Origin of the sequence: Pseudomonas sp. K5002 (assembly GCF_013386655.1) — a bacterium.
In the GTDB taxonomy this organism is placed as follows: domain Bacteria; phylum Pseudomonadota; class Gammaproteobacteria; order Pseudomonadales; family Pseudomonadaceae; genus Aquipseudomonas.
This window is the reverse complement of the sequence record NZ_JACARK010000869.1, coordinates 1-3,410: the sequence shown is the minus strand read 5'-3', so window position 1 is coordinate 3,410 and position 3,410 is coordinate 1. Positions and strand designations below refer to the sequence as shown.

Sequence of the window (3,410 nt, the reverse complement as noted above, 5' to 3'; positions counted from 1 at the left end):
CGCGTCGAGTTCGAACGACACCCCGGCATTCGGCTGGCCGCTCATCAAGCGTGAGGTCAGCACCAGCCCGGCAATCGCGGCGGTCAAACCGCTGATGCCATACACCAGCAATTTGAAGCGCGCCGCCCGCACGCCGGACAGGCGCACCGCTTCCTCGTTGCCGCCGATCGCGTAGATATAGCGGCCGATGCGGGTGTGTTGCAGCAGCACATAGGCCGCCAGGTACGTCACCAACATGATCAGGATCGGCACCGAAATGCCGAACAGGCTTTCGCGGCCAAAGAAGCCGAACCACTCCGGCAAACCGGAAATCGGGTAGCCATCGGTGTACATCAGGCCGAACCCGCGGGCGATGCCCATGGTCGCCAGGGTGACGATGATCGGCGGCATGTGCAGGTAGGCGACGAACAGGCCATTGCCGATGCCGAACGCCACGCCGACCAGCATCCCGGCGCCAATTGCCAGGCCCGGCGGCAAGCCTGCGACCATCAAGCCGGCGGTCAAGGTGCCGGACAACGCCATCACCGGCCCCACCGACAAATCGATGCCGCCGGTGAGAATCACGCAGGTCATGCCCACCGCGATAATCGCGTTGATCGACACCTGGCGCGCGATGTTCGACAGGTTGTTGGCCGTCAGGAAGTTATCGCTGGCGAAGATCATCACCAACGTCACCACCAGCAGCCCGACAAAGGGATAAAACGCCGGTGAGCGAATCAACCGCGCCAGGTTCAGGCGCAGCCGGCCAGGCCCCACGGCATTAATGGACGTATTCACTTGAGCCCCCTGTTGCATGGCGCATGACCTCTTGAGGATTGACGGCAGACGCTTCCAGTACCTTGACGATGGCGCCCTTGTGGAACACCGCGACGCGGTCGCACATGCCGATGACTTCCGGCAGTTCCGAGGAAATCATGATGATTGCGTAGCCCTGTTCGGTGAGGCTGCGCATCAGTGCGTAGATCTGTGCCTTGGCACCGACGTCGATGCCACGGGTGGGTTCGTCGAACACCAGCACGTCGCAGTGATGGTTGATCCAGCGGGCAATCACGACTTTCTGCTGGTTGCCGCCGCTGAGGTTGAACACCCGGCTCTCGCCGCTGGGGGCCTTGATCGACAGCTGGCGCATCAGCGCTTCAACGCTGGCGCACTCCTTGTCCTTGTCGATCAGGCCGCTGGCGTTCTGGTATTTGGGCAGGTTGTTGAGCGAGATGTTTTCGCGAATGCTGAAATCGGTGATCAGCCCTTCGGTCTTGCGGCTTTCCGGCAGCAGGCCGATGCCATGGGCCAAGGCCTGGGCCGGGTCGTCGAGGGTGATTTGTTCACCCCGCAGCCACACGTCTTTGCTCACCGACGGCAGCGCGCCCATCATGCCCAGCGCCAATTCGGTACGCCCGGAACCCACCAGGCCGGCAAAGCCGAGAATCTCGCCCTTGTGCAATTCAAAGTGGTTATGGGGGCCGTTGCGCACCAACTGGATGTCCTTGACCTCCAGCAGCAGCGGCCCGCGTGCGGCGGTGGGCTTGGGCGGAAAACTGCACTCCAGGCGCCGCCCGACCATCATTTCCACCAGGCGGTCGATATCGCTGTCGGCCACATCGGTGACGCCCACATTGCCGCCGTCGCGCAGCACGCTGATGCGGTCGCAGACCTGGAAAATCTCCTCCAGGTGGTGGGAGATAAAAATCACCGCCACACCCTGGCGCTTGAGTTCACGCATGATTTCGAACAGCAGCTCGGCTTCGCTCGGCGTGAGGGTGGCGGTGGGTTCGTCGAGCACCAGCAGCCGAGCGTCCAGGGCCAGGGCCTTGGCGATCTCGACGAATTGCTGCTCGGCCACGCTCAGGTGCCTGACCGCGCATTGCAGGTCAATACTGACACCGAGGCGCTTGAACAACGCCTCGCTCGCCTCGACCATTTCGCGCTTGCGCAACAGGCCAAAACGGTTGCTCAGCTCATGGCCGAGGAAAATATTTTCCACCGCCGTGAGGTAGGGAATCAGGCTGAATTCCTGGAACACAATGCCGATGCCGGCGGCAATCGCATCACGATACGTCGCGAACTGCCGAGCCTCACCGTCGATCAGGATCTGCCCTTCGTCCTGGTGCTCGACCCCGCCAAGGATCTTCATCAAGGTCGATTTGCCTGCACCGTTTTCCCCGAGCAAGGCATGAATCTCGCCGCGCTGCACTTCCAGGTTGATCGCCTTGAGGGCTTGCACCCCCGGGTAGCGCTTACAGATATTTTCCAGCTTCAGAAGACTGCTCATACCGCCGACCTCGCATTCAGATGGATGACCTGTGCCCCACGCCTGGCGTGGGGCCTGGGTGTTTTACCAACTGAAATCCTTGGCCTTGGCCTGGTCAATCAGGGTGATGTCCACCGGGATCGTGGCCGGTACTTGCGAGCCCCACTTCTTGGCCAGGGCGATGCCCAGGGCGAGGCGGATCTGGTCACGGGGGTATTGCGCGGAGGTGGCGATGAATTTGCTGCCGGGTTTCTGGATGGCCTTGATCGCTTCCGGCGCGCCGTCGACGCTCACCAGCTTGACATCCAGGCCACTGGCTTCGATGGCCGAGAGTGCGCCGAGGGAACCGTTGTCGTTGACGCTGAAAATGCCCTTGAGGGTGGGCTGGGCCTGCAGCATGTTTTCGGTGACGGTCAGCGCCTGGTCACGTTCCTGCTTGCCGTTCTGGATGCTCACGATCTTGATGTCCGGGTGCTTGGCCACGGCCTCCTTGCAACCGCGCACGCGCTCCAGGATCGGTACCACGGCGATGCCGTCGAGGATGGCGATATTGCCCTTGTCCCCGATGTTTTTGGCCAGGTATTCGCAGGCCTGGAAGCCGGCGTCGAAGTTCTTCGAGCCGACGAAGGAGTCCAGTGGGCCTTCGGCCTGGGCGTCGACGGCGACCACGACTACGCCGGCGGCGTGGGCGGATTTGACGGCTGATTGCACGCCGACGGAGTCAGTGGGGTTGATCAGCAGGATGTCGATGCCTTTTTGCAGCATGTCTTCGACGTCGCTGACCTGTTTGGACACGTCGTGGCGGGCGTCGGTGATGATCAACTGCGCCCCGATGGTCGCCCCGGCTTCCTGCAGGGCGTCTTTCATGGTGACGAAGTAAGGGTTGTTGATTTCCTGGAAGGACGCGCCGATGCGGATGGGGGCGGGTTTGGTGTCGGCCAGTGCCAGGCCAGCGGTGCCAAGATTGATGCTCAGAGCCAACAAACACAGGGTTTTCGGAAGCATTTTCATGGTGGGGATCTCTGTTTTGTTTTTATTTTTAGAGCAAATGTTATCGTTAACATTTTGTAAGAAGCTAGCAAAGAAATTGGGGGGTCGCAAGGGGTGTTTGATCGGTGGTGGCGGGTGTGGTGGACATATCTGTTGCTGCGGTAACGGCCGC

At 61.2% G+C, this 3,410-nt stretch carries 3 protein-coding genes; all 3 read right to left on the bottom strand.

The window, feature by feature from the left end; translation table 11 throughout:
* A partial coding sequence (locus tag HX846_RS30255) for an ABC transporter permease (protein ID WP_178966789.1) occupies positions 1–795 on the bottom strand: 795 nt, incomplete at its 3' end.
* Positions 761–2,269 (bottom strand): sugar ABC transporter ATP-binding protein, encoded by a 1,509-nt coding sequence (locus tag HX846_RS30250; RefSeq protein ID WP_008430598.1) that lies wholly within the window; start codon positions 2,267–2,269, stop codon positions 761–763. The genes HX846_RS30250 and HX846_RS30255, both read right to left, overlap by 35 nt.
* A 63-nt stretch (positions 2,270–2,332) precedes the next feature.
* Positions 2,333–3,259 (bottom strand): substrate-binding domain-containing protein, encoded by a 927-nt coding sequence (locus tag HX846_RS30245; RefSeq protein ID WP_003215780.1) that lies wholly within the window; start codon positions 3,257–3,259, stop codon positions 2,333–2,335.
* Positions 3,260–3,410: the final 151 nt, after the last annotated feature.

Coding starts and splice junctions, on each gene's coding strand:
- HX846_RS30245 (WP_003215780.1), bottom strand. CDS start 3,259: ATGAAAATGCTTCCGAAAACCCTGTGTTTGTTGGCTCTGAGCATCAAT.
- HX846_RS30250 (WP_008430598.1), bottom strand. CDS start 2,269: ATGAGCAGTCTTCTGAAGCTGGAAAATATCTGTAAGCGCTACCCGGGG.